The following is a 23,937-nucleotide window of genomic DNA, read 5'->3' as shown; positions in this document are numbered from 1 at the left end:
ACTGTCTGGCACGCATTTCGTGGTACATTTATTCCGCAACGGCGTACGGTGGGTATGGACCCGGACGACGTTCGCGACGATTGGGCCTCCCGCTCCGGGAAGTTCTCGCCGGCATACTACGCCGAACTCGGGCCGAACGAGGTGAGTGAGACGCTGGTCAACGTGCTCGACCACTACGTTCACGACGACGCCCGAATCCTCGAACTGGGATGTGGCTCGGGCCGCCATCTGGCACACTTACAGACCAACGGCTACGGGAACCTCAATGGTATCGACATCAACGACGAATCCTTCGACGTGATGGCCGAACACTACCCCCGACTCGCGGATTCGGGGACGTTCCACACTGGTGCGCTGGAGGATATCATCACCGGGTTCGAGGACGACGCCTTCGATGTCGTCTACTCGGTTGAGACGCTCCAGCACATTCACCCCGACGACGCGTGGGTATTCGAGGAGATTGCTCGCATCGCAGGGGACCTCCTCGTGATCGCTGAAAACGAAGGCAACAGTCCCGAACGCGGACGCGAAGACACTGCGGTGAGTTACGTCGACGACGACTTCCCACTGTATCACCGCAACTGGAAGCAAGTATTCTCAGAACTCGGGTTCGCGCAGCTCATCCGCGAACCCACGTCCCGGGACACCATTCGCGTGTTCCGTGCGCCGTAGCCCACGCCGGAGCCTGTCACTTCTAGCCGGCTCTGTCAGCGGATAGCCACCCGTCGGTAACTTCACGTTCGATAACCAGGCAGCAACTATTTGTGTCATGATATCATGGGTCAAGTTGGATCGACATGCAACTGTGCCAAAACTGTCAGGCGGCTATCGACGAGTACCTCTTGGACAAACAACTCGAACCCCTGCGAGACCTCACAGTCGACGACTTCAATCTCTGCGCCGACTGCGTGACCGTCGTTGCGGACGCCTGTGTGGAGTGTGACGGCGCGGTGTACGTTCCGCGGTCCGAAACTGCTGTCCCTGACTGCTGTCCGGCGTGCCGGTCCGAGCACATCGACGAAACCGGGACCGACCCGGGATGGCATTTCGACACGATGTCGACCTGACCCGGGCATTCGCTCGGGTGTGCCGACGTGGGCATCATCCTCGTTTTGACACTACTGACAGCGAACTGAGGGGAAGTCTGCCGGCCGAATACGAACTCTGTGTTACGTACCCAAGTAGAACAGTACGTCTCGGTACAAGTGGCTTCGATAGCACTGCGGACACACACTGTTTGTCCCAATTACTGAACAGCGGATTCGGGGATAGAGCCCGTGTGTGTGCGTCACAGTGGCGATAGAAGCTTCATACTCCTCCAGCACATACAGTTGTTCTCTACTGGAATGACACGCTCGACACGACATATTGGCTTGCTGTTTACTGCGCTCGCACTCATCTGGGGACTCTCCTTTGTGGCGATCAAGACTGGTCTCGAAAGCGTTCCGCCGGTTTTACTGGCAGCTGTCCGACACGACATCGCTGCAGTCGTCCTGCTGGGCTATGCCCTCTGGCGGGGCCGGGCACTGCGCCCACGAACACGCGATGACTGGTCGCTGATTCTCATCGGCGGCAGTGTCCTCATCGGCGCACACTTCGCGCTGCTGTTTCTCGGACAGCAGTACGTCCCGAGTTCATTCGGCGCAATCCTGCTCAGTCTCACGCCGGTTGTGACGCCGGCGTTCGCATCGACGCTGATACCGAGCTACAGGGCCCGTCCCCACGAACTCATCGGCACCGTCTGTGGGTTCATCGGCGTGGTTATCATCGCGAACCCCACACCGGGAGCGGTCGGCGGCCGACTGCTCGGCGTTGCCCTGCTCATCAGTTCGGCTGTGGCCTTCGCCGTCGGCGCGGTCCTGACCGAGCGATACAGTAGTTCGCTCCCGCTCGTGAGTCTCCAGACCTGGATGACGCTGCTCGGTGCGGGCATCCTGCACGCCGTCAGCGCAGGGCTGCCCTCGGAGCAACTCGGAACTGTCACAGTTGGTCTCGAACAGATCGCGGCCATTGCGTACCTCGGCATCGTCGCCAGCGCGATCGGGTTCCTCCTCTACTTCCGACTGATCAGCACGGTCGGGGCCGCTGAAACCAGCCTGGTCTCCTACGTGGTTCCGGCAGTGACGGCCATCAGCGGCTGGCTCCTGCTCGGTGAGACACTCAGTCCGGTGACTGTCGCCGGCTTCGCCGTCATCGTGGTCGGCTTCGCGTGGGTGAAAGCCGACGTGCTTCGGTCGCTACGGCGTCGGCAAACCGGTTCGCCGTCGCACCGGTCACAGACTCCACGGGACGACTGTATTGTCGTCAGCGGGAACGCGTACTCGACACAGGACTGATACGGATTGTTGGAGTGATGTACCGGTATGCACCGACCCCGGGGTCAGAGCTATCCGGACATAATCTACAACAATCCGTATGTACCCCAGTCAGGGGCATCAGGACTTAGCCGCTGCCACCCGTTGCAACGGTATGGCTTCCCATCCCGGGTTCCACTCGCTACACGACGAAACAACGGCATCGATCCCCGTGACCGGTGGCCTCCCGGACTGGCTCCGTGGCAGTCTCATCCGAAACGGCCCCGGCGCGTTTTCCTTCCCAAATGGAAGCAGTGTCGACCACTGGTTCGACGGGTTCGCGATGCTGTACCGGTTCACCTTCGACCCGGCCGGTGACGCCGTTCACTATCGGAACCGCTTCCTCCGAACGGACGCGTACGAGGCAGCGAGGAGTGGCGAGTTCGAGGGCGGCTTCGCGACCGGCGAGACGACGCTTCGCTCGCGGCTGGCGACGTTTCTGACAGACCCCTACGACAACACGAACATCATCGCTGAGCGGTTCGGCCGCGAGTACGTCGCACTGACTGAATCGCCCCGGAAGGTGCGTTTCGACCCGAACACACTCGAAACGGCGGGTCACGTCGAACACGACGACGGCGTCCCGACTGGCCAGCTCTCCTGTGCCCACGTCAAACGTGACCCGACGAGCGGCGTCCTTGTCAACGTCGATACGGCGTTCGGACGGACCAGCCAGTACCACGTCACTGCCATGTCGCCCGACGGGACCCGGCGACACGTCGGGAGCGTCGAGACCGACCAGCCGGCGTATATGCACAGCTTCGCGCTCACGCCCCGGTACGTCGTATTGACGGAATTTCCGCTCCGACTCGACCCGCGACGGTTCCTCAAGCCCGGCCGGCAGGCGCCCTTCATCGAGCAGTTCGAGTGGGACCCCGACCGCGGGACCCGAATCATCGTCATGGACCGGACTACCGGGACGGTCGTGGCCGAGCCGGTTACCGACGCCGTGTTCGGCTTTCACCACGTCAACGCGTTCGAGCGTGCCGGCGGCAGGGAACTCGTGTTCGACCTCGAAACAGTACCCGACGCGACGACTATCGACTCGCTGTATCTGGAAAACCTCCGTGCGGGCGAGATGGGCGCTATCGTCGGCCGCATCGAGCGGTTCACTGTGGACCTCGGTACCGGAAGCGACGTGACCCGATACGGCGACGCCGACGCGATGGTGTCGCGCGAGATGTTGTACCCCGACGGCAGCGCACTGCCGACCGTCTCACCGTCCCGGTGGTGTCGCCCACACCGTTACGTGTACGCGATGGGGATGGATACCCCCGTCACCGAGTGGGCCCGTCGCGTGCTGAAGTTCGACACGGACACGGGTGCCGTTGAGACGTTCGACGATGGCGGGGACTACTTCGGTGAGCCGGTGTTCGTCCCTGCGCCGGACGGCGACACCGAGGATGACGGCGTGGTGTTAGTCGTTGCGCTAGACGCGGATACCGACCGGTCCCGGCTACTCGTCCTCGACGGTCAGACGTTCGAGAAGCGCGCCAGAGCATCGCTCCCTCACGCGGCCCCGTTTGATTTCCACGGTCGATACTTCCCCGAACTCAGGGTGGCGGCCGACGAGTGAGTCCGTGAGCGTTTCGTCCTGACACCGCTGTCGGATCGCCGTTCGAGAAGCAGTCCTATCCGAGCGACCGAACCGGATAGCTTCTCCTCTGAGCTCTCCCCGTACGGGCGGTTCGATGATTCATGTTCCCAGACAGGGGTGCAACAGACAGGACGGAACTGTGTCCGGCAACGTACTTGGCTGTTGCAACATCCTAGCCATACAAGCGATATGGGCTATCTGAGACGTCTGCGACGGGCTGTGTTCCTGTGAGCGGGGTCTACTTTGCAGGCCGGGTAGTACGTGAGGCTGCAAACGAACTGTGACTGATTCGTCGGCAGCGCTTACAGTCGGTGTGAAAAGGGCTACCCTACTCGTGGGCAGAACGGGCAGTGCAAACACTGATATCCGAGAAATTCATTAGAAATTCATATGAGTCGAACGTCTATTCCCATCGACACCGATACGAAAGACAGACTCGACGAGGCGAAACGGGAAGACGAAACGTGGGACGAGTTCTTGCTCCGAATCGTTGCATCGACTGGTGACGGGATGTCTCCGGGGACGCTGTCCGACGAAGAGGCCGAAGAAGCAATGGAGATCGTACGGGAAGGCCGCGAGCGGTAATGTTTCTCGACACCTCAGCAATTATCGCCTATCAGCAAGGAGACGAGCACGTCGTCGAATATCTCGATGCTGGGCGGCCATGGTACACGTCGACAATCTGTGCTTTCGAATATATTAACGGCCGCCTCGGGAGTGGTGAGACCGACGTACTAGCCGTCAGACAGGAGTTCTCGGACGTCCAGACGCTCGACCTGAACGAACCAATCGCAGTCGAGGCCGCCCGTCTCCAAGATGAACTTCTGGCCAGTGGCGAGCGGCTGACAACCGCCGATATGCTCATTGCGGCCACGGCTCGCTCAACGGGTGACGAACTTGTCGTTGCGGATAGCGACTTCGAGACTGATATTCTTCAGACTGTGATGGAAGTCACGAACCTCCGTAACTGAATTGTCGGCAGACTTCCCGAGCCGGCGTTGCAGCCAGCACCATGGCTAAAGAAACCAATTTCTCATTGTCCGGGCAGATTGTGACTTATCCACGTCCTTCTCCGGTGTCGTTCTGACAGACACAACGCCCAACTTACATGATGTTCGGACTGCCTAAAATCCGAAAACGCTTTACCCATTTAGGCTGGCCTAAACAGTATGTTGAATGAATCGATCGACACCTCCGAACCGTCACACCGGTTGTCGGTGTCACGGACACTGGACGGAGCGTCGTGAATATGGTGGCAGTGGGGAACCGGACGGGGACGACGTTCGACCACGATGTCATCATCGTCGGGGGCGGTCCAGCCGGCTGTTCGGCGGGCGTGTTCACGGCCAGAGCGGACCTCGATACGGCCATCTACGACCGCGGCCGCTCGTCGCTCAAGCGCTGTGCCTACCTCGAAAACTACCTCGGTTTCCCGGCCGGTATCGGCGTAGAGACGCTGTACGACCGATTTCAGCACCACGCTGAAACCGCCGGTTGTACCGTCGTCTCCCAGCTAGTCGAATCGCTCGACAGAACTGATGACGGGGAGGGCTTCGTCGTTGAGACCCAAGACGGGGAAACGGCCACGACTCGCCGCGTCATCGCGGCGACTCGCTACGACGGCGAGTATATGCGCGGTCTGGACGACGACGCGGCGATGTTCGAGACGTACGAACACGACGGCGAGGAACACGAAGCCTTCGACAACACGTACGCCGACTCCGACGGCACGACACCGATCCCGGGTCTCTACGTTGCGTCACCGTCCGAGGCGGCGGATATGCAGGCGATCATTGCGGCCGGCCGGGGCGCACGGGTCGCACGTCGGGTGATTGCGGATGCAAGAATCGACGACGGCTGGTGGGAGTCTGTCGCTGATGGGGTGGACTGGGTCCGACGGAGGGCTGAACTCGACGACGAATGGACCGAACGAGCGACTTGGGTCGAACACTTCGACGACCGGTACGCCGAGGACGCCCCCGTCAAACCGGAGTCGGACCGCTTCCAGCGGGTTCGCGAGGCGGTCATCGAACACCGGCGGTCGTCGTATATCACGTCCGACGAGGTAGCTGACCGGGCCGAAACAGGTCAGGAAGTACTGGCGGGCTACTTGAGCCCCGAAGCGGTCGTTTCGGGGCTTGACCAGACCGCTGTTCTCGATGCGATAGATGACGAAACGATCCGCGACTACGTCGGTGCGACCGACGGACTCGCGGAGGTGGGCGAGTAATGGCGAACGAGACACGGGGGGCCACCGACGTGTTGTCACGGGCCAGGACTTGGCTGGGAACCTTCGACGGGTCCCTGATCGGACTGTGTGTCGCGAGCGTAGCCGTCGCCTTTGTGGCCGGACTCTTGCAGGTGAGCTTCGGGGCGTACTCGATGACCATCCTCGAGGCGTGGCAGGCCGTATTCGACCCGAAGGTACTGTTCAGTGTCCGGGCATGGCAGTCGTTTTTCTTCGGGACTGAACTCCCCGAACTGCCGAAGCGGACGCTCATCGTATGGAACATCCGGATGCCGCGGGTAATCGTCGCTGTGCTTGCGGGGATGTGTCTCGCCGTCTCCGGGGCGATATTCCAGGCCGTCACGAGAAACGAACTGGCGAGCCCGTTCGTGCTGGGCGTGAGTTCCGGGGCGGGGCTCACCGTACTGCTGACCCTCGTTCTGTTCAGTAGTCTCGCTCCGTTCCTCCCGCTGTTTGCCGCGGTCGGTGGCTCCATCGCGTTCCTGCTCGTGTACATGATCGCGTGGAAGGGCGGAACGAGCCCGGTCAGACTGGTCCTGGCCGGTGTTATCGTCAACATGGTGTTTACTTCTCTCCAGCGGGGGCTGTTCTTTTTCGCCGACGACCTGGGCGTTGTCCAGTCGGCGCTGGCCTGGATTACGGGGTCGCTAACGGGCGTCGGCTGGGAGGAGTTCCGCATCGCTGTCATCCCGACGCTGGTCGCGACGCTCCTCGCGCTGGCGGGTGCACGACAGCTGAACCTCCTCCTGCTCGGGGAAGAAACCGCGAGTTCGCTCGGGATGAGTGTCGAGCGGGTCCGGTTCATGCTGTCCGCGGTCGCCATTCTGGCGGCCAGTACGGCTATCTCTGTCGCGGGCATCATCGGCTTCTTCGGGCTCGTGGTTCCCCACATCGTCAGACTCATCGTCGGGAGCGACTACCGCCGGCTCCTCATCGGCTGCGTGTTCGTCGGTCCGGCACTGATGGTCGTCGCGGACGTCGGTGCACGGCTGGCTCTGAGCCCCGCACAGGTTCCGGTCGGCGTCGTCACTGGCGTCGTCGGCGGGCCGTACTTCCTCTACCTGATGCGGCGACAGGAACAGATGGGTGAGATCTAATGTCACAAGACAACTCAAACACGGACGGTATCGCTACGGCCAACGACACCGCTGCTGGGTCCCAGTCCAGTCGCCGGGACCGGCCGCTGGTCGGCGACGATGTGGTGCTTTCGTACTCTGGGACGGATGAACCGGTCATCGACGGTGAATCGATCACCGCCGAACCGGGTGCGGTGACCGCCCTCGTCGGCCCGAACGGCTCGGGCAAGAGCACGCTGCTGAAAGGCCTCGCCAACCAGCTCACGCCGGAAGCGGGGTCCGTGCTACTGGACGGGCAAGACATCCAGACGCTCGATACCAAAGCGATAGCCCGGAAGCTCGGCCTGCTCTCCCAGGAGAGCACGTCGCCGAACAGCATCACGGTCGAGGATCTGGTGTATCACGGTCGCTACCCACACCGCGGGTTCTTCGACAGCGTCACCGAGGAAGACGAGGCCGCCGTCGAGCGGGCGATTGATCTGGCCGGCTGCGGACACCTCCGTGATCGCGAAGTCGGCAGTCTCAGCGGCGGCCAGAAACAACTCGCCTGGATCGCGATGGTCCTGGCACAGGACACCGACGTGCTGTTACTGGACGAACCGACGACGTTCCTCGACCTGCACCACCAGCTTGAGGTGATGGAGATAATCGAGACGCTCCGCGATGAGAGCGATATCACCATCGTGGTCGTCCTCCACGACATCGAGCAGGCCGCGCGCCTCGCCGACCGGATGGTCGCACTCAAAGACGGCGAGATACAGGCCCGGGGACAACCTGAAGATGTCGTGACGGAGCGACTACTCGCAGACGTTTTCGAGATCGAGGCGGAGGTCTCGGTCACCCCGCATGGGCCGCGAATAAACCCGATCCGCGCCCGCCACGACGGCGACGAACATGCGGTCGATGACGACAGTACCGGGGCGGAGCGTGCCGAGGAGGTTGTGGCCGAGTAGTAGCTGCATACGACGGCGATGAATAGGCCCTCTGCCCACCGAGCTCTTCCCACGGACATCCGATTCAGCGTCTGAAACCTGACTTCCCACAGTCGTGGAACCGGAACATCTATATAATTTTTAGGCTAGCCTAAAAACATGGCTGACGACGCCACTGAAACCCAGACACCGACGCGAAGAGAGTACGTCAAATACGGCGGTACAGTTCTCAGTGCCGGACTGTTGGCTGGCTGTGCGAGTGATTCGGAACGAGGGGCCGGCTCCACGCCGACGGAGACCGCGACGGCGGCGGACACTGCCACTGCGGATGAGTCGTACTCCGTGTCGATGTCGCCAATGGGGGAGGTTACGTTTGAATCGCCGCCTCAGACCGTCTTCACGCGGCTCACGCACCACGCCGACATGGCGTTCGCCCTGGGCCGCGGGGACACCGTCACGGCAATGCACGCCCCGGACTACTACAGCGGGCTGTGGAACCAATTCGTCGAACGACTGCCGGGCGTGTCGCTGGACTGGACCGGGCTGTACTCCTCGTGGGAACCGAGCAAGGAGAAACTGTACGAACTGGACAGCGATATCCACCTGGCAGACCCGGCCTGGATCGCCAAACAGGACAACTGGGACCGTGAGGACTTCGAGGAAATCGCTACCAACGTCTCGCCGTGGTTCGGCAACTCGCTGAGTGACCGACACGCCGAACCACCGTCCGGATGGGGGGACTACGAGTACTACACTCTCTGGGAGCAGTTCGAACTCGTGGCCGAGGCGTTCCAGGAGCAGGCCCGGTACGAGGCGCTCGCGGCGATCCACGACGAGCTGCGCTCGACCATCGACGCGAACGTGCCGCCCGAGTCGGAGCGCCCGTCGGCGGTAATGCTCGCCGCGGCTGACATCGAAGAAATCTACGCGTACACGCTGGACAACCCCGGATTTCTGACCGCACACACCCGTCCGTTCGGTGCTCGCGATGCCTTCGAGGGCGCGGTTGAGACGAACTCCGTGGTCGATTTCGAGACGCTGCTTGAGGCCGATCCCGACGTAATCCTGCATCTGGGCGGGTTCGAGCCGAACACGAGCCTCCCGAAGCGACGGGAGGCGTTCAGATCCGACCCAGTCGGTTCGGAGATCACGGCCGTACAGAACGACCGCATCTACCCACAGGGGGCGCGGTATCAGGGGCCGATACTGCATCTCTTCCAGCTTGAGATGACCGCAAAGCAACTGTACCCCGAGCAGTTCGGCGAGTGGCCGACCTACACCGAGGGCCCATACCCCGACATTCCAGCCGATGAACAGCTGTTCGACCGCCAGCGGGTCGCTGACATCATCAACGGGGAGTTCGAAGCATGAGCGACAACGACACGACAGCCGACGCACGGACGCGCAGAGCGTATCTGAAATACAGTGGCGCAGTCATTGGGGGCGGGTTGCTTGCCGGCTGTACCGGCGACGCCGACTCACAATCGACACCGGCAGCGACGGACAGTGACACGTCGACAGCCACCGACACACCCGGCGCGACGCCGACACCGGCCACATCTGAACCCTACACTGTCTCTATGGAGCCGATGGGCGAGGTGACTTTCGAGTCGGTCCCGGAGCGGTGGATGGCCTACTTCAGCACCTACGGCGACATGGCTATCGCGCTGGGGCAACTCGACGGCCTAGCGGGGCTGATATTCACCGAGAACTGGCCGATGGCGTTCTTCGATGCCATCCCGGACATGGACGTGACTTTCGACGATATCCCACAGCTGATGGGCGAAGGTGGCATCGACAAGGAAGCGTTCTACGAGATGGGCTCTGACGTCCACCTGTTCGACCCGAACTTCGTTCAGGTGCTCGACGACACTTGGACCGACGAGGACTTCGCCGAGATTACCGACAACGTCGGCCCGATACTCGGGAACAGCATCCGGCGTCGGACCGACGACTGGCACGACTACCGGTACTACTCGCTGTACGAGGCCTTCGAACTGATCGCCGACGTGTTTCAGGAGCGCGAGCGCTACGAGGCCGTTGCCGACCTCCACAACTCGCTGCTGTCGGAAATCGATGCAGGGCTCCCGCCCGAAGACGAACGGCCGACGGTCGGCCTCCTCTCGATCAATTCCGACTTCGAGGGTGGGGCGTTCTACGCCTATCCCGTCCACGACGGGAACGGGCACAAGCAGTACCGTGACCTTGGGATGCGCGGCGCGTTCGACGACGTCATCGACGGGAGCTACGCCGAGTGGGATTACGAGCAACTCCTTGATGTCGACCCCGACATCCTGCTGTTCCAGTACGGCTTCTCGCACGTCTCGACCGGGGAGTTTGAGGACCGGATGGCCACGATGCACGAGGACCCCATCGGCCAGCAGCTCTCGGCGGTCCGGAACGACCGACTCTACCGCGGCGGGACCTCCTACCAGGGGCCGATAATCAACCTCTTCCAGACGGAAATCGCCGCCAAGCAGTTCTACCCGGAGGTCTTCGGCGAGTGGCGCGGCCTCGGTGACATCCCGACCGAGGAACGGCTGTTCGACCGACAGCGACTGGCGGACATCATCAACGGGGAGTTCGACCCCGCGTAGCCCTCGGCGGGCCAGCGGACTGTGGTCCTTCGACCGCTCCGTCACCGACACCGCGAACGGCGGTACCTGACCAATGCCCGTCCCGAAGAGACCTCTTCTGAAGTTTGGTTAGTTCACTCCGAACCCAAATATTTGGATGATTGGCCTACCAACTCGCACATCATTGGTGGTGTATGTGGAATATAAGGGTATACTGAGCTGTTTGTCCAGAAGAATTTTATAGTATCGTGGCATCCGTTCGCATATGTTAGTACACGAAGGAAACGCGCACTCGTACGCCGCCGGTTCCGACCGCTACTGCCGCCATTGCAACGACGTCGCCCTGGCTTACGACCCGACTGCAGAACGGCCGCGGTGTCGTTCCTGTGGCAAGCTAGGGTAACCGGGACAGCCGCCGACGCCACGGGGGGACGCTACCGGCCGGTGTGAGGCCCGGTCCGTGGGCATTAATTCGGGAATCGGAGAACGACCGGCGAGGCACGCCGTGGCCGCTGGGACTGGTCACCGGCGGCGACTACAGTTTGACGAGGACTTTGATTGCTTCCCGTTCGTCCATCGCTCGATACCCGTCGGGCACGCCGCCGAGGTCGACGGTCTTCGTGAATATCGGTGACGGGTCGAGCGTGCCCTGCAGCACGTCGGCTAGCAGTTCGTCGGCGTAGGCACGAACCGGTGCCACGCCGCCGTTGAGCGCGATGTTATCGCCGAACAGCGAGAACACGTCCAATCCGGAGTCGTCGACGCCATGCGGGACACCGACGTAGCCGACGGTCCCGCCCGGCCGACAGACGTCGATGGCGGTTTCCATTGCCGAGGCCGCACCGACACATTCTAGGACGTGGTTTGCACCGCCGTTGGTCAGATCCTCTGCCGCGTCTACGGCGTCCTGACCACGGGCGGCGATGGTTTCGGTCGCACCGAACGACTCTGCGAGTTCGAGACGGTCCTCGTGGTGGCCCATCGCGATAATGCGTTCCGCCCCGAGGCGGCGAGCCGCGAGCACGCCACACAGTCCGACGGCTCCGTCGCCGACGACAATACAGGTGTCTCCTTCGCTGACGCCAGCACTCACCGCCGCGTGATGACCCGTTCCCATCACGTCCGTCAGCGGGAGAATCGCTTCCAGCGTGTCCTCGTCGTCGGCGTGGCGGTCGGGAACCCGAACGAGCGTCCCGTCGGCTTCCGTCGCCCGGACGTACTCGCCCTGGCCGCCGCCGTTGTCGCCGCCCCAGGAATCGCCGTTGACACAGGACGTATGCAGTCCTTTCCGGCAGAACTCACACCGGCCACAGCTGATAACGAACGGGGCAAACACCCGGTCGCCGGGCTCGACTGAGCGCACGTCGTCGCCGACTTCCTCGACGATCCCCATCGGCTCGTGGCCGACACGGGACCCTTCCTCCCGGTCGCTCTGGCCGCGATAGAACCACAGATCGGAGCCACAGACGGCGGTGTGGGTCACGCGAACGATCGCGTCGGTTGGCGACTCGATCTCCGGACGGGGAACCTCTTCGACGGTGATTTCACCGGGGCCACGGTAGATGGCTGCGCGCATGCGCTTGCTTTGGGGCGGCTGTGGAAAACCGTTCTCATGCCATCCGTCACATCCGCTTGCCCGGTCTTATTAGATGAAAACAATTACCAGTGACGGGACACAATCGCAGGGATATGACGGACGTTCTCGTCGTTGGCGGTGGCCCCGCCGGCCTGAGTGCCGCATTGTTCACACAGAAAAACGGCCTGGAAACGTCAGTCTTCGACACTGACGGGACCTGGATGCACAAAGCGCACCTGTTCAATTATCTCGGGGTAGGCTCCCAAGACGGGTCTGCCTTCATGGAGACGGCCCGGACACAAGTCGACAGTTTCGGCGTCGACCGAAAGCAGGACACAGAGGTGACCGACGTGCAGCAAACTGATGCCGGATTCGAGGTCGCAACCGAGGATGACACCTATGAAGCACCCTACCTCGTCCTCGCGACAGGGGCTAACCGCGACCTCGCTGAGTCACTGGGCTGTGACATGACTGATGAGGAAGTCGTCGACGTGGACGTAACGATGGAAACGAGCGTCGCCGACGCCTACGCGACGGGGGGCATGGTCAGAGCCGAGGAGTGGCAGGCCGTCATCTCCGCTGGCGATGGCGCGGCCGCGGGTCTGAACATTCTCACGAAGGAGAAAGGGGAGCACTTCCACGACTTCGATACGCCCGCTGACGCGGATGCGCTGTTCGGTCCCGAAGAGTAAGTCCCGAACCGACTCTGGAAGCGCCTATTCCATTGCTAACCACCGAACACGGTTTTATGGGCCATTGAATGGCGAGTACAGGCAGTGTTCGACGCTGGGCTAGGTCAGGCCGACTGTCGGTAAGCAGGTGCGTAATTCGCGGCGTCGGTGCCATTCTCGCGTCACTGTGACCGTTTCGGCGTTCTAAATCCGGCAGACTGTATTATCGACTGATTCACTATGGCATCACAGCCTAAACTGTTCTCTGTGAAGGAGTTCGAGTTCAGTATCAGGTTCACTGCGGGCGCTGACCCGGTAATGGACCTGTTTCAGGAGTATCCCACGCTACGACTCCGAAACGCGACGTGTACCGTCACTGGAAACTCCATGTGGCGCGTTGACCACGTGGACGGACCTGCTGACGCCATCTCGGCGTTCGACGACGTGTTTCTCGACGATGGACGCTGTAACGAGTGTCTCAACGAACACTGCTGTTCTGGGACGCGGGAGTACCAGGTCCTTGACCGGCGACCGACAGCGAGAACTGTGTACACCTATCACACGGAAATCGACCAGTGTGATTCAGTTGCCGCTATTGTCACCGACCATATTGCCGATGGGGTCGTCTTCGAGTCAGCGCGCACCGGTGGCTCGTATCGTTGGCGCGTTTTATCTCCGGCCGACATCTCGCTGGACAGTGTGTTCGGTCGACTCGAATCGTCACTTCGAGACGGTCTATCGCTTGCTGTCGACCGCCTTGGAGTATCCGAACCGTGGGACACGAAGCCACGTCCGGCGTTCTCCCAGTAACGCATCCGGTGGTCTATTACGGCTGTATGCGCTGTAATACATCGACATACGCTGGATCTGGAATGGCCTAAGCCTGGCGTAGCGTCACACGTAATTGGTGAAGACCACGGCTCTCCCTGTCAAACAGATCCGGATGGCTGGTATGCCCTCAGCCCTCTTGCCACGGCGCACCGTCGCGCTCGACAAACCGCTCGGTCCGCTCGATACCCTGGATTCGGTCTATATCTGCCGCATCGAGGTCCACATCGAGTGCCCCGAGGTTGTCCCTGATGTGGGCCTCGCTCGTGGCCTTCGGGACGACGCTCACGCGGTCCCGCGAGAGTAACCAGGCGAGACTGACCTGTGCCGGGCTGACGTCATGTTTCGTCGCAATCGCCTCGATTTCGGGGATATCGAACACGCGTCCGCGAGCCAGTGGGGAGTATGCCACGTGATAGTACTCGTGTGCCTGTGCGTGGGCGACGAGTTCGTCCTGTTGTAACAGTGGGTGCGTCTCTGCCTGGTGGGCGAACAACGGCGCATCAAGCGTGTCGATGGCCTCGCCCAGCAGATCGATACTGAAATTTGAGACGCCGATGTGCCGTATCTGTCCTCGATCGAACAGTTCGTCGAACGCTGCCAGCGTTTCCTCGGCCTCGTAGTTATCCACTGGCCAGTGGACATAGAGGAGATCTAGCGTTTTGAGCCCGAGTCGGTCCAGCGTCGCATTGAGGCCCTCGATGACCTCGTCGTATCCCAGTCCGAACCGCTTTGGATGTACCTTTGAGGCGACAAACACCTCTTCCCGGGGCACATCGGCCGCGGCGATGCCGTCTCCGACGGCCTGCTCGTTCTCGTAATGTTGTGCGGTATCAATGTGCCGATACCCGGCTTCAAGCGCAGTTTGAACGCTGTTGGCACAGGTGTCCGGGTCCGTGTTCTCCCAGGTTCCGAGTCCTATCGCTGGCAGGGCAGCCATAGGCAACAGCAACAGAGAGGACCTGATATTTCTTGGGTTCGATGCAGCCTACACACTGTCCGCTCCGAAATCAGTGGACTGACCGGTCGTCACTTTCGTCAATGGCTTCAATCGGATCGGCGTTGCCAAACGACGGCTCCGGACCGTTCCCGGCCGCAGCCCACTCGCAGGCATTGGCAAGGACCTGCTGGATCGCCTCGTTGTGGTAAATCGGATAGGTCTCGTGGCCCGGCCGGAAATAGAAGATTCGGCCCGCCCCGCGGCGGTAGCAACACCCTGACCGGAACACCTCTCCGCCCTCAAACCAGGAGTTGAACACGAGCGTGTCCGGCGCGGGAATGTCGAAGCGTTCCCCGTACATCTCGGTCTCTGGGAGCTCGATGTACTCCTCGACGCCGTCGGCGATGGGATGGCCCGGCTCGACGACCCACAACCGCTCGGTTTCGGCGGCTTCGCGCCACTTCAGACTGCAGGTCGTCCCCATCAGTTCGCGGAAAATCTTCGAGTAGTGGCCCGAATGGAGGACGATGAGCCCCATACCCTCGAGGACCCGCTCCTTCACTCGGGAAACCACCTCGTCGTCGACTTGGTCGTGCGCTGCGTGCCCCCACCAGGTCAGGACGTCCGTTTCTGCCAGTACGTCCTCGGTGAGCCCGTGCTCGGGCTCCTGGAGCGTCGCGGTTTCCGTGTCGAACCCGCGCTCCGCCAGTGCCGAGGCGATAGCGCCGTGAATCCCGTCGGGGTACAGGTCCGCGACAGCTTCGTGTTCCTGCTCGTGGACGTTCTCGTTCCAGACCGTGACGCGTGTCATACTCGTGGTTTCCACCTCCGCCGTAACGGCGTTCGCCAAGCGGCAATCCGTACGGCCGTTCGCATTTTGCACCGGGGCACGCTTGTCGGCAAATCCACCTGACGCTTCCATCTCCCTCGGGTACCTCGCTACCCGATTCAGTGTCGAGTGTTCGGTTCGTGTTCCACCGCGCGCCAGCGGCATCGGAGCGATGTCCTGACAGCCGCCACTCTGAACGCCGAACCGACCCGCTTTCGAGCCGTGTCCACAGGACTGTGAACAGCGCCCTGAGACAGGTGAATACAGTCGACTGTATGTACTTCACGCGGGAGTACAGTCGACTGAAATCACGCCGTAAAGCATCGCTATACCGAATACACACGAGTGTAACTCATTCTGCCCGTTCATACAGAATAAACCATGATTTTCGTGTCTTCAGTGCTTCTCGCCCCCGTTCCGGCGTTATTCTGGGTAGATGATAATGTAAACAGTAGATAGGTATAAATACTCCCTGCCAGACGACGTGACTGATGCACCCTATCAGAAACCGCTGTATCGGAAGGTTTCGAGCGATAGAGCCGCGTACCGAGGTGGTTCCGACATGAGAGCGCGATACCGTCTCCCGGGGCATACTGACAGTGCCGGCACGTGTCCGGACGAACGGAAGCCGGGGGTGAAAACCCATGTCTGAGCACACGCTGGTGCTCCTGGCACTGCTGCCGCTGGCGACGATTGCGGTGCTGATGGTCGGGCTGTACCAGCCTGCGACACGGACGATGCCCATCGCGTGGGCGGTGGCGGCTATCGCTGCCTTCGTCGGCTGGCAGATGTCCCCCCGACTGATCGCCGCCGCGTCGATACGCGGTGCGCTGACAGCGACCAGAATCCTGGTCATCGTCTTCGGGGCCATACTCCTGCTGTATACGCTGAAACAGTCCGGCGCGTTCGAGGTCATCAACGCGGGGTTCTCCTCGATCAGCGACGACCGGCGCGTGCAGGTCATCCTGCTCGTCTTCCTCATGGGATCGTTCATCGAGGGCGCAGCTGGCTTCGGGACGCCCGCGGCCATCGTCGGCCCGCTGCTGGTCGGCCTTGGCTTCCCGCCGCTGGCCGCGGTGGTCGTTGCGCTTACGGGGAACATCCTCGCAATCACGTTCGGTGCGGTCGGGACGCCCCTGATTATCGGATTGCGTGACGTGGTCTTCGCGGAGGGAACGGGCGCCTCACAGCAGGTGCTTCAGCAGGGCGGCTTCGAAAGTGTCGGTGCGTACGTCGCCCAGATCGGTGTGTGGGCGGCGCTCATCCACGCTATCGTCGGTATCGCTATCCCGTTCATCGGTGTGGCGATGATGACCCGTTTCTTCGGTGAGGAGCGCTCGATCAAGCCGGCACTCGAAGTCCTGCCGCTGTGCCTCTTCGCGTGGGCTTCGTTCGCTGTCCCCTACGTCGCGACCGCGTACTTCCTCGGGCCGACGTTCCCGGGACTGCTCGGTGCAATGGTTGGGCTGCTCGTGGTCACGACCACGTTGCGGGCCGGCTACTTCCTCCCCGATGAGGAATGGGACTTCGGCCCGCAGGCCCAGTGGCCGGACCACTGGATTGGCAGCATCGAGCCCGGCGAGGGTGTCGGCACCACGACCGGGGAGAGCCGAGAGGGAACTGTCGCGGCCGACGGCGGCACGGCGACGTTTGAAGAATCCCATTCGCAGGATATGTCGCTGGGTATGGCCTGGCTGCCGTACCTCCTCGTCGCCGCGTTGCTCGTCGTGACTCGCGTCGTCAGTCCGATTCAGGAGTTCCTAGCGACCAACGGCGTTCTCATGTGGAACAACATCCTCGGCACGCCGTTCTCGGAAGGCGTCGAGTTGCTCTACCTTCCCGGGAGTCTCTTCGTCCTTGTCGCTGTAATCACGTATGCGCTCCACGGGATGGACACTGACGGTATCAAAGCCTCGTGGAGTGAGGCGCTTCGAAACATTGCGCCAGCCGTCGTCGCGCTGTGGTTCGCGGTCGCCACAGTCATGATCATGCAGCGGACCGGCAGCGCCGTCGTGCTGGAGGCCGCGCCGATCAACTCCGGAATGCTCGGCCTGCTGTCGGAAATCACGGCGAACGGGACCGGCCAGATGTTCCCGTTCTTCTCGGGCTTCATCGGCGCGTTCGGTGCGTTCATCGCCGGTTCGAACACGGTCAGCGACATTCTGTTCGGACTGTTCCAGTTCCAGGCCGCACAGCAGATCGGTGCGCCGACCCAGATCGTGGTCGCCGCACAGGCGGTCGGCGGCGCAATCGGCAACCTCATCGCAATCCACAACGTCGTCGCCGCCCTAACGGTGGTCGGTCTCATCGGTGAGGAGGGACGCGTCATCCGTCTCGAACTGATACCGGTGCTGTACTACGGTGTGTTCACGGGCATATTGACGCTCATCCTGGCATACGTCGTGGCACCGGGCGCGTTCTAACTCGCCTCACTCTCTCACTTCCTACTCATGGCATACGACTCCCGACCCCCCGAGAAGCGTGACCCGGCGACAGACCCGAGTGCGAACTACGATTACCAGGGCGAAAGCGCCCATCGACCGGACCTCGTGGCGGCCCTGGAGCGCCGCGTGGACGGCGACGTACGCTTCGACACATACACCCGTGAGCTGTTCGCGACCGACGCGAGTGCCTACGAACAGCTCCCCATCGGCGTCGTCTCGCCGGTCTCGACCGGCGACGTGGTCGCGGTGATGGAGTACTGCGACAAGCAGGATATTCCGGTGCTCCCACGGGGCGGCGGGACCAGTCTCGCCGGACAGGCCGTCAACGAGGCGGTCGTCCTCGATTTCAAGCGGCACATGGACGAGACGCTGTCGGTCGATCCCGAGGCCAAGCAGGCCCGCGCACAGGCGGGCATCACCATCGCCCGTCTCAACGACCGGCTCGAACCCCACGGCCTGAAGTTCGCGCCGGACCCCGCCTGGGGCGACAAGAGCGTCCTCGGCGGTGCAATCGGGAACAACACGACCGGTGCACACTCGCTGAAATACGGCAAGACAGACGCCTACATCGAGGAGTGCGAGGTCGTTCTCGCTGACGGCACTCAGACAACGTTTGGATGGGTCGATGTCGACGACCTCGAATCGCGAGCGGCCGAGGCCGGCCCGAACGCCGACCTCGAAACCCGGATCTACGCCGAAGTCGCCAAGATACTTGCAGAAGACGCGGCGGAAATTGATGATAAATATCCGGACCTCAAGCGCAACGTCTCCGGGTACAACCTGGACGAACTGGTCGACAGCGCCAGGGAGCGCGGCGAAGTCAACCTCGCCCGACTGCTCGCCGGGAGCGAGGGGACGCTCGCCGTCGTGACCGAAGCGACGGTTTCGCTGGAGCCCGTCCCCCAGGCAACGGCCGTCGCCATGCTGACCTACGACGATATCATCTCGGCGATGCGGGACGTGGCCCCGATTCTGGACCACGACCCCTCTGCCGTCGAGGTGATGGACGACGTGCTCCTCGACCTCGCCGCGGAGACCCCAGAGTTCGCTGATGTCGTCGGCATGCTCCCCGAGGAGACTGACTCGACGCTGCTCGTCGAGTTCTACGCCGACTCCGCGGATGCCGGCGCGCAGAAAGTCGCCGACCTGCTCGCCGACCGGCTTCCGGACTACGAGGCCAGAGAGTCGCCGAGTGACGGGGCGGGTTCGGTCACCGACGCCCCCGTCAACGCCGTCGACGCGCTGGAGGCCTACGACGCGGACCGGCAGGCGAAGTTCTGGAAGATGCGCAAGGCCGGGCTGCCGATCCTCCTGTCGCGGACGGGCGACGACAAGCACTGGCCGTTCGTCGAGGACACGGCGGTCCCGGCCGAGAACCTCCCGGAGTACGTCGCCGACATCCGGGAGCTGTTCGACGAACACGACACGTTCGCCTCCTACTACGCCCACGCCGGCCCCGGGGTCCTGCACATCAGGCCGTTGTTGAACCTGAAATCGGGGGATGGTATCGAGACGATGGAAGCTATCTCCGACGCCATCACGGACCTCGTCGTCCAGTACGACGGGTCCGTGTCGGGTGAACACGGCGACGGTCGCGCCCGCACCCAGTGGAACCGCAAACTGTACGGCGACGACCTCTGGGAGACGTTCCGGGATCTCAAAGCGGCGTTCGACCCGGACTGGCGGCTGAATCCGGGCAACATCTGCGGCGACCACGACCCGGCCGAGAACCTCCGGTACGACCCGAATTACGAGTTCGACGCAGGCTTCGAACCCACGCTCGACTGGGACAACGAGAACGGGTTTCAGGGGATGGTCGAACTCTGTCACGGCTGTGCGGGCTGTACCGGTCACCAGGAAACCACCGGCGGCGTCATGTGTCCGACCTACCGCGCCGCCGAGGAGGAGATCACCAGCACGCGCGGCCGGGCCAACATGCTCCGGTCGGCGATGGACGGTGACCTCCCGGATGACCTCTTCGAGGAGGAGTTCGTCACCGAAGTGCTGGACCTCTGTATCGGCTGTAAGGGCTGCAAGAAGGACTGCCCGAGCGGCGTCGACATGGCGAAGCTCAAAGCCGAGGTGGTCCACGAACACCACCAGCGTGAAGGTATCTCGCTGCGGGACAAACTGTTCGCCAACGTCGAGACGGTGCTCTCGCTCGGGAGCGCGTTCGCCCCGGTGTCGAACTGGCTGATGGACCTACCGGGCTCGGGCCGTCTCATGGAGGCGACGGTCGGTATCACGCAGGAGCGCACGTTGCCCGCCTTCCACCGGACCACGTTCCGGGACTGGTGGGCCGACCGCGGCGGGGCACAGGTCCCGGCGGCAGAGGCCGACCGACAGGCGCTCGTGATCGCAGATCCGTACACGAACTACAGCCACCCCGATGTCGGGAAAGCGGCCGTGCGTGTGCTCGAAGCGGCGGGCGTCCACGTGGCAGTGCCCGGCGACGTGACCGATAGCGGTCGTCCGGCGTATTCCAAGAGCATGCTGGACCACGCCCGTGAGACGGCACAGGCGAACGTGGATGCGCTCGCACCGCGAGTCCGCGACGGCTGGGACGTGGTCACCATCGAACCGTCCGACGCTGTGATGTACCAAGTCGACTACCGGGACCTGCTGTCGGGTGACGACGTCGACACCGTCGCGGAAAACACGTACGGCGTCTGTGAGTATCTCGACACGTACCGGCTGGGGGAGGGTATCTCCTTCGACAAGTCGGGCGACTCGCTGGCGTACCACGGCCACTGCCACCAGAAGGCGACGAAGAAAGACCACCACGCCGTCGGCGTCCTCCGCCGTGCGGGCTACGCTGTCGACCCGCTCGATTCGGGCTGTTGCGGCATGGCCGGGAGTTTCGGCTACGAGGCCGAGCACTACTCGATGAGCGAGGGCATCGCGGATCTGCTCCTGGGACAGATCGACGACTCGCCCGCCGAGCAGGTTGTCGCACCCGGCGCGTCCTGCCGGTCACAGCTCGACGACTTCGGTGACGGCGACACAGAGCCGCCACATCCCATCGAGATGATCGCGGCGGCGCTCGATTAGGCTGGCGTGGCGGGTAACGGGCTGTGGTCAGAACCCGATGCCGTCCCGCTGTCGGACTGTCACGTCGTGCCCGTCCACCGTCGACTGAAGCGCCTGCGTGAAGGGCTCAGCGTCGAACTGACCGTGGACTCTGACCGTCGTCGTGGAGCCTGTCCGGGGCCGCGCTGTGATTTTCGGCCGACCGACCCGCCCCCCCGAGTGGATATCGACGCTGTCGAGCGCGTCGTACGGCTGTCTCTCGACCGCTTCGGCGGTTTCGAGGGCCGCGGGGACGCCCTCCTCGACCACTTGTGACGCGAACGCGGCCGCCCGCTGGTCCGGCGACCCGAACAGCAGATCGACGGGCGTCAGGTAGTCGTACTCGACGAAGTAGGCCTGCTCCGTACAGAACAACACGTCGACCAGCCGAAGCGGGTACGACCCCCGCATCGTGTAATGCAGGTGGACGCGGAGTTCGTCGGTCACGAGAACCACCCCTGAGCGGTGGCGGCGTCGTCGACCGTGCCGCTGGCCGCGACTTTCGCACGTCCCACCCGATACATCGTATACGCCTGGACGAGCAGGTAGACCGCCCAGAGCGCGTATCCTCCCGGTGCGCTCCCGAGTACGGTCATTTGGACCGAAAACGTCCCCAGCCCCACCTGTGTCGCCAGCCCTGTCCCAATCAGGAGGACGCTGAAGTAGCCGAAAAACGCCGCTGCGGCCCACATCGCGGCGACGCGGCCCCAGCCCGGCATCGTGTGCTCCGGCAGCCGGACCGTGTTGACGAGCTGGACGATGACGATGTACGGCCACATCAACAGTCCGGACATCGCCGCCCCGACGACCAGGAGCCCGAAGGGGTCGGCTATCGATATCGGGAGAGTGAGGATGAGCACGCCCCAGCCACAGAAGACGGTCAGCAGTCCCCAGAACAGCCGCGGCAGACTCCAGCCCGCGTCCCGACCGTACAGCTCGTAGATGATGTCGGAGCTGTTCCGGACGAACGACTCGATGATCGCGTATTCGGTCGTGAACAGGGCGAGAAACAGCGTGACGTAGATGACGCTCGTCGCGAACCCGCCGACCGACGGCGCGATCTCGATGAGCCACATGTCGACCGCGTCACTTGTCGCTCCCGGTGCCTGTGACACCGCGATGACCACCAGCATCGTCGTGACGAGGACGAGGCCGAAAAAGAACGTGAACAGGTGTTCGAGCTGTGTCACGCGCCACCAGCCACGCCACCGTTTGAGGTTTTGCGTGTCCGGGGTGAACGTGAACCCGTCCTCGTGGACCGTTTCGGGGTCGTCGCCGGCGAAGGGGTTCTTGATTCGGCCCTGATATCGTCCCATCCCGTAGCCTTTCTCGCGTATCCAGAGGCTCTGTGAGAGGTTGAGGTAGCCGCCCGCACCGGCGTAGGCCAGCGCCCCGACCAGCACAGCGATGGTCCCGACCGGTGAGTAGTCGCCAACCGCTACCGCTGTCAGACTCCCTGGAACGCCGAACAGCACGTCGACTGACCCGATAAGGACGAACAGCAGCAGCGTGAACGCGATAGACATCGCCACCAGGACGAGCTGGAGGCTCTCGACGACGTTGTACATCAGCGGTGTCACCTGGTAGGTCACCCAGATGAACACCATGAGCGCGATGCCGAACAGTCGCCAGCCGACGACCTCGACGCCGGCGAGGTCGTACGTGCCGAGCGCTAGCCCCTGGGCACCGATCTGCGCGGCGCTTGCGGCCCACCCTGGCCAGCCGAGACTGACGAACCCGCCGAATAGCATGGCGAGCGGGAGGACCGGGTGGACCCGTTCGAACGCTCGAAACACGCTCTCTCCGGTCGCGAGCGACCACCGCTGTATCTCCGTGTTGACGACGAAGTGGAGGCAGACGGCCACGAGGAACAGCCAGTACAGGCCCCACCCGTAGCTGGTGACCAGATGCGGCCAGAACAGCGTCTCACCGCTCCCGAGCGACGCCCCCAGCATGATCGCGCTGGGGCCGACAACGTGACGCAGCTTTGGCACTTTCGGCAGCGTGAGCTCTCTAAACCGCCCACCCGTGCCTGTATCCGGATGGTCCTCACTCTCCGGCGCCGCCTCGAGGTTCTCGTACGCGACCGGAGTGTACGAGGAAATCGGATAGCGTTGCTCTGCGAGGGAGGCATACACTTCCGACGTCTCCGACTCCGCGTCTTCCGCTACGTCCGACTGGTCCGTCGGCTTTTCCTCTGGCATCGGTGAACTCACCCACCGACGTAGTGCCAGACGTGTTCGTGGTCCTCGGCCAGGTCGACCTGCGGCAGGTCTTCGAGCGCCGGCCCGATGGCGTCCCACCACTCGTCGGCGGTCTTGTAGCCCGCCGGGTGCTCCTGAAACACTTCGGTGATGAGTTTCCCGGCATCGGTGTCGGGGTTTTCACGGAGGTAATCGTACGCAGCTCTCAGCGCTGCACGCCGGTCGTCGAGTACTTCCCCCGTCCCCGGCAGGTCCGCATCGGCGATACTGTGCTCGACAGGGGGTTCTCGTTGCTGTTGTTGCGTGCCCGTGCCGACGAGCTGGGAGAAGGGGATCCACCAGACCCGACTCCGTGCGCCGACCTTCCGCGTTTCGAGGTCCCCTCGCTCCACGAGTACGTCGAGCTTGTTGTGTGCCGTTTTCCGGGAACAGCCGAGTGCGTCCATCACATCGGTTGCTGTCAACGGCTTCGCCTGGTCCGATCGGTCTTGAAACACCGAGAGCACTCGCTCCGGTGTGAACTCTGCCGTGGACGGTGGCGAACCGTCGGCCCTACCATCGTCCGCGGTATTGCTCATACGTAGCCATTACAG

21 protein-coding genes are annotated in these 23,937 nt (G+C 62.7%); 15 read left to right on the top strand and 6 right to left on the bottom strand.

Annotated features, from left to right (window positions below; all coding sequences use genetic code 11):
• Positions 1-54: 54 nt before the first annotated feature.
• From ACOZ4H_RS18680 to ACOZ4H_RS18630, 11 genes are all read left to right on the top strand, one after another.
• Positions 55-672, top strand: coding sequence for a class I SAM-dependent methyltransferase (locus ACOZ4H_RS18680; protein ID WP_424330770.1), 618 nt, complete (start codon positions 55-57; stop codon positions 670-672).
• Positions 673-797: 125 nt separating this feature from the next.
• A complete protein-coding gene (locus tag ACOZ4H_RS18675) occupies positions 798-1,067 on the top strand; it encodes a DUF7571 family protein (protein WP_005532887.1) in 270 nt (89 codons plus the stop codon).
• Between the two features lie 279 nt (positions 1,068-1,346).
• A complete protein-coding gene (locus ACOZ4H_RS18670; protein ID WP_424330769.1) occupies positions 1,347-2,336 on the top strand; it encodes a DMT family transporter in 990 nt (329 codons plus the stop codon).
• Positions 2,337-2,469: 133 nt separating this feature from the next.
• The gene (locus ACOZ4H_RS18665; protein ID WP_424330768.1) at positions 2,470-3,930 is read left to right on the top strand and encodes a carotenoid oxygenase family protein; all 1,461 of its coding nucleotides are present in this window, start codon (positions 2,470-2,472) and stop codon (positions 3,928-3,930) included.
• A 411-nt stretch (positions 3,931-4,341) separates the two neighbouring features.
• Positions 4,342-4,536 carry a DUF7557 family protein gene (locus ACOZ4H_RS18660; protein ID WP_424330767.1) on the top strand — a complete coding sequence of 65 codons (195 nt, stop codon included), beginning with the start codon at positions 4,342-4,344 and terminating at the stop codon, positions 4,534-4,536.
• Positions 4,536-4,922: a PIN domain-containing protein gene (locus tag ACOZ4H_RS18655; protein ID WP_424330766.1), complete on the top strand. Its 387-nt coding sequence runs from the start codon at positions 4,536-4,538 to the stop codon at positions 4,920-4,922. Before ACOZ4H_RS18660 ends, ACOZ4H_RS18655 begins: the two co-directional genes overlap by 1 nt.
• 278 nt (positions 4,923-5,200) lie before the next feature.
• Positions 5,201-6,181 (top strand): NAD(P)/FAD-dependent oxidoreductase, encoded by a 981-nt coding sequence (locus ACOZ4H_RS18650; protein WP_424330765.1) that lies wholly within the window; start codon positions 5,201-5,203, stop codon positions 6,179-6,181.
• Complete coding sequence (locus ACOZ4H_RS18645; RefSeq protein ID WP_424330764.1) at positions 6,181-7,296, top strand: FecCD family ABC transporter permease; 1,116 nt, start codon at positions 6,181-6,183, stop codon at positions 7,294-7,296. Before ACOZ4H_RS18650 ends, ACOZ4H_RS18645 begins: the two co-directional genes overlap by 1 nt.
• A complete protein-coding gene (locus ACOZ4H_RS18640; RefSeq protein WP_424330763.1) occupies positions 7,296-8,228 on the top strand; it encodes an ABC transporter ATP-binding protein in 933 nt (310 codons plus the stop codon). Before ACOZ4H_RS18645 ends, ACOZ4H_RS18640 begins: the two co-directional genes overlap by 1 nt.
• A gap of 138 nt (positions 8,229-8,366) precedes the next feature.
• Complete coding sequence (locus ACOZ4H_RS18635) at positions 8,367-9,578, top strand: ABC transporter substrate-binding protein (protein WP_424330762.1); 1,212 nt, start codon at positions 8,367-8,369, stop codon at positions 9,576-9,578.
• A complete protein-coding gene (locus ACOZ4H_RS18630) occupies positions 9,575-10,804 on the top strand; it encodes an ABC transporter substrate-binding protein (RefSeq protein ID WP_424330761.1) in 1,230 nt (409 codons plus the stop codon). Before ACOZ4H_RS18635 ends, ACOZ4H_RS18630 begins: the two co-directional genes overlap by 4 nt.
• 514 nt (positions 10,805-11,318) lie before the next feature.
• On the opposite strand, the gene ACOZ4H_RS18625 is transcribed toward ACOZ4H_RS18630, so the two are convergent.
• Positions 11,319-12,359 carry a zinc-dependent alcohol dehydrogenase family protein gene (locus ACOZ4H_RS18625; protein ID WP_424330760.1) on the bottom strand — a complete coding sequence of 347 codons (1,041 nt, stop codon included), beginning with the start codon at positions 12,357-12,359 and terminating at the stop codon, positions 11,319-11,321.
• 113 nt (positions 12,360-12,472) lie between these two features.
• Here ACOZ4H_RS18625 and ACOZ4H_RS18620 point away from each other — a divergent pair, with 113 nt between their 5' ends.
• Positions 12,473-13,051 carry an FAD-dependent oxidoreductase gene (locus ACOZ4H_RS18620; RefSeq protein WP_424330759.1) on the top strand — a complete coding sequence of 193 codons (579 nt, stop codon included), beginning with the start codon at positions 12,473-12,475 and terminating at the stop codon, positions 13,049-13,051.
• Positions 13,052-13,270: 219 nt separating this feature from the next.
• A complete protein-coding gene (locus ACOZ4H_RS18615) occupies positions 13,271-13,840 on the top strand; it encodes a hypothetical protein (RefSeq protein WP_424330758.1) in 570 nt (189 codons plus the stop codon).
• A 148-nt stretch (positions 13,841-13,988) separates the two neighbouring features.
• On the opposite strand, the gene ACOZ4H_RS18610 is transcribed toward ACOZ4H_RS18615, so the two are convergent.
• Positions 13,989-14,798: an aldo/keto reductase gene (locus ACOZ4H_RS18610; RefSeq protein WP_424330757.1), complete on the bottom strand. Its 810-nt coding sequence runs from the start codon at positions 14,796-14,798 to the stop codon at positions 13,989-13,991.
• A 70-nt stretch (positions 14,799-14,868) separates the two neighbouring features.
• The gene (locus ACOZ4H_RS18605; RefSeq protein WP_424330756.1) at positions 14,869-15,609 is read right to left on the bottom strand and encodes a ThuA domain-containing protein; all 741 of its coding nucleotides are present in this window, start codon (positions 15,607-15,609) and stop codon (positions 14,869-14,871) included.
• Positions 15,610-16,271: 662 nt separating this feature from the next.
• Between ACOZ4H_RS18605 and ACOZ4H_RS18600 the strand changes: the two genes are divergently transcribed.
• A complete protein-coding gene (locus ACOZ4H_RS18600; protein ID WP_424330755.1) occupies positions 16,272-18,050 on the top strand; it encodes an L-lactate permease in 1,779 nt (592 codons plus the stop codon).
• A gap of 27 nt (positions 18,051-18,077) precedes the next feature.
• On the top strand, positions 18,078-21,122 hold the full coding sequence (locus ACOZ4H_RS18595) for an FAD-binding and (Fe-S)-binding domain-containing protein (protein ID WP_424330754.1): 3,045 nt from the start codon (positions 18,078-18,080) through the stop codon (positions 21,120-21,122).
• 27 nt (positions 21,123-21,149) lie between these two features.
• Here ACOZ4H_RS18595 and ACOZ4H_RS18590 read toward each other — a convergent pair whose 3' ends face one another.
• The 3 genes from ACOZ4H_RS18590 to ACOZ4H_RS18580 are packed head-to-tail and all read right to left on the bottom strand — an operon-like array spanning position 21,150 to position 23,922.
• Positions 21,150-21,596: a hypothetical protein gene (locus tag ACOZ4H_RS18590; protein ID WP_424330753.1), complete on the bottom strand. Its 447-nt coding sequence runs from the start codon at positions 21,594-21,596 to the stop codon at positions 21,150-21,152.
• The gene (locus tag ACOZ4H_RS18585) at positions 21,584-23,344 is read right to left on the bottom strand and encodes an Nramp family divalent metal transporter (RefSeq protein WP_424330752.1); all 1,761 of its coding nucleotides are present in this window, start codon (positions 23,342-23,344) and stop codon (positions 21,584-21,586) included. The genes ACOZ4H_RS18590 and ACOZ4H_RS18585 overlap by 13 nt, the downstream gene beginning before the upstream one ends.
• A gap of 8 nt (positions 23,345-23,352) precedes the next feature.
• Positions 23,353-23,922: an ArsR family transcriptional regulator gene (locus tag ACOZ4H_RS18580; protein ID WP_424330751.1), complete on the bottom strand. Its 570-nt coding sequence runs from the start codon at positions 23,920-23,922 to the stop codon at positions 23,353-23,355.
• Positions 23,923-23,937 lie beyond the last annotated feature (15 nt).

This window comes from Haloarcula amylolytica, from assembly GCF_049705545.1.
Classification (GTDB): Archaea; Halobacteriota; Halobacteria; order Halobacteriales; family Haloarculaceae; genus Haloarcula; species Haloarcula amylolytica_B.
Note: the sequence above shows the minus strand (reverse complement) of the source record. Positions and strands in the feature narration are given on the sequence as shown.

Coding starts and splice junctions, on each gene's coding strand:
- ACOZ4H_RS18625 (WP_424330760.1), bottom strand. CDS start 12,359: ATGCGCGCAGCCATCTACCGTGGCCCCGGTGAAATCACCGTCGAAGAG.
- ACOZ4H_RS18615 (WP_424330758.1), top strand. CDS start 13,271: ATGGCATCACAGCCTAAACTGTTCTCTGTGAAGGAGTTCGAGTTCAGT.
- ACOZ4H_RS18670 (WP_424330769.1), top strand. CDS start 1,347: ATGACACGCTCGACACGACATATTGGCTTGCTGTTTACTGCGCTCGCA.
- ACOZ4H_RS18660 (WP_424330767.1), top strand. CDS start 4,342: ATGAGTCGAACGTCTATTCCCATCGACACCGATACGAAAGACAGACTC.
- ACOZ4H_RS18645 (WP_424330764.1), top strand. CDS start 6,181: ATGGCGAACGAGACACGGGGGGCCACCGACGTGTTGTCACGGGCCAGG.
- ACOZ4H_RS18635 (WP_424330762.1), top strand. CDS start 8,367: ATGGCTGACGACGCCACTGAAACCCAGACACCGACGCGAAGAGAGTAC.
- ACOZ4H_RS18585 (WP_424330752.1), bottom strand. CDS start 23,344: ATGCCAGAGGAAAAGCCGACGGACCAGTCGGACGTAGCGGAAGACGCG.
- ACOZ4H_RS18610 (WP_424330757.1), bottom strand. CDS start 14,798: ATGGCTGCCCTGCCAGCGATAGGACTCGGAACCTGGGAGAACACGGAC.
- ACOZ4H_RS18655 (WP_424330766.1), top strand. CDS start 4,536: ATGTTTCTCGACACCTCAGCAATTATCGCCTATCAGCAAGGAGACGAG.
- ACOZ4H_RS18675 (WP_005532887.1), top strand. CDS start 798: ATGCAACTGTGCCAAAACTGTCAGGCGGCTATCGACGAGTACCTCTTG.
- ACOZ4H_RS18630 (WP_424330761.1), top strand. CDS start 9,575: ATGAGCGACAACGACACGACAGCCGACGCACGGACGCGCAGAGCGTAT.
- ACOZ4H_RS18665 (WP_424330768.1), top strand. CDS start 2,470: ATGGCTTCCCATCCCGGGTTCCACTCGCTACACGACGAAACAACGGCA.
- ACOZ4H_RS18680 (WP_424330770.1), top strand. CDS start 55: ATGGACCCGGACGACGTTCGCGACGATTGGGCCTCCCGCTCCGGGAAG.
- ACOZ4H_RS18595 (WP_424330754.1), top strand. CDS start 18,078: ATGGCATACGACTCCCGACCCCCCGAGAAGCGTGACCCGGCGACAGAC.
- ACOZ4H_RS18580 (WP_424330751.1), bottom strand. CDS start 23,922: ATGAGCAATACCGCGGACGATGGTAGGGCCGACGGTTCGCCACCGTCC.
- ACOZ4H_RS18650 (WP_424330765.1), top strand. CDS start 5,201: ATGGTGGCAGTGGGGAACCGGACGGGGACGACGTTCGACCACGATGTC.
- ACOZ4H_RS18620 (WP_424330759.1), top strand. CDS start 12,473: ATGACGGACGTTCTCGTCGTTGGCGGTGGCCCCGCCGGCCTGAGTGCC.
- ACOZ4H_RS18600 (WP_424330755.1), top strand. CDS start 16,272: ATGTCTGAGCACACGCTGGTGCTCCTGGCACTGCTGCCGCTGGCGACG.
- ACOZ4H_RS18640 (WP_424330763.1), top strand. CDS start 7,296: ATGTCACAAGACAACTCAAACACGGACGGTATCGCTACGGCCAACGAC.
- ACOZ4H_RS18605 (WP_424330756.1), bottom strand. CDS start 15,609: ATGACACGCGTCACGGTCTGGAACGAGAACGTCCACGAGCAGGAACAC.